This window comes from Pseudoalteromonas sp. SG45-5, from assembly GCF_014164085.1.
Classification (GTDB): Bacteria; Pseudomonadota; Gammaproteobacteria; order Enterobacterales; family Alteromonadaceae; genus Pseudoalteromonas; species Pseudoalteromonas aliena.
In genome coordinates this window covers 1-1,321 of record NZ_JACJEM010000120.1, presented here as the reverse complement: position 1 = coordinate 1,321, position 1,321 = coordinate 1, and the positions used below count along the sequence as shown (strand labels likewise).

1 protein-coding gene is annotated in these 1,321 nt (G+C 38.8%); it reads right to left on the bottom strand.

The annotated features are described in order from the left end of the window. Window positions 1-211 precede the first annotated feature (211 nt). A complete protein-coding gene (locus tag H5119_RS19880) occupies window positions 212-1,249 on the bottom strand; it encodes an IS110 family transposase (RefSeq protein WP_182703462.1) in 1,038 nt (345 codons plus the stop codon). Window positions 1,250-1,321: the final 72 nt, after the last annotated feature.

The following is a 1,321-nucleotide window of genomic DNA, read 5'->3' as shown; positions in this document are numbered from 1 at the left end:
CTTATATGGACTCCCCGTAAATGTCAAAAAGAAAAAGTTAAAATAAATTTAGATGCTAGCTTATATACGGGCTCAAATTGAGGGGCTACCTCTGGCCTCTTATGTATTCGCACCTTCATGACTTTTCTGTTGAGCAGTTTATGAAACTTCAGGCCCTAACAGTCTATTGAAGGTTGGTCTTACCTATTTTAAGCGCTCTTATTGACAAATTTTAAGCCGCAAGTAATTGTGGCTGGTATTCTTTATCATGCTTTTGCATTGCAAAAGCCGTTCTTATCGTTTTATTCGCTAAAGCAATGGCTGCTACTTTCTTTCCTCGACGCGCGGTTAATGCTTTCAACCATACATCTTTTTCACTGCGACTTTCTCTTTTTTCTAGTTGGGAAACAACAGCTAATGCACCTTTAAACAAAGCACTTCGCAGCTTCTTATTTCCTATCACTTTAGATATCGCGCCTATTTTTTCTTTACCACCACTGCTATGTTGTACTGGTGTTAGGCCAAAGCATGCGGCGGCTTCTCGACCACTTTTGAAATGTGTTGCATTACCTAGCGCTATTTTTATCAAGATTGCACAGACTGGACCGACTCCCTCTAAGGCTTGTAAGCGGTTACATGTTTTATCTTCTTTAATTATTTCATGCAATTGTTTTTCAATCAGCTTTGCTTCTTCAATTGTTTCCTTAAAGCGTTGAAAAAGGAGGTGAATTGAAAAACGAAATGAGGCTGTTAAACTATTTTCGGCCTCTTCTAGTATCTCTGGTATAGCGTGAATTAACGATGTATCGCCTTGAGCTATTGGATACCCTAACTCCAAGAGTAAGCCTCTGAGTTGGTTACTTAAACTTACTTTTTGTTTGACCAATAAATCACGAATACATTCAATGCCTTGGAGGCATTGCTCATGGGCTGAAAGTAAACGACTTCCTTTAATATGAGGCTGGCGAGCTGCAACAGAAATAGCCAGGGCGTCATTAGCATCTGTTTTTTGTCCTTGACGGAATGCTTTTACCTGTCGTGCATTAATTGCTTTTACTTGATGACCAGCCTGTTTCGCAAAGCGTGCCCAATAATGTGTTCCGCCACACGATTCCATAGCAACTAAAGATTGCTTCTCTTTAATTAACAATTCTTTAAGTTTAGCTCTCGTGATTGCTTTGTTATAAATAACATGTCCATTCTTATCTGTTTTACAAACCTGAAATAAATTTTTTGCTAAATCAATTGCGATTACATTACAATCAAACATGTATGGGCTCCTTGGTAAAAGTTTTATCGCTTATTACGTTACTCCTGAGGGAAGTGGGAGTCCATACATCTG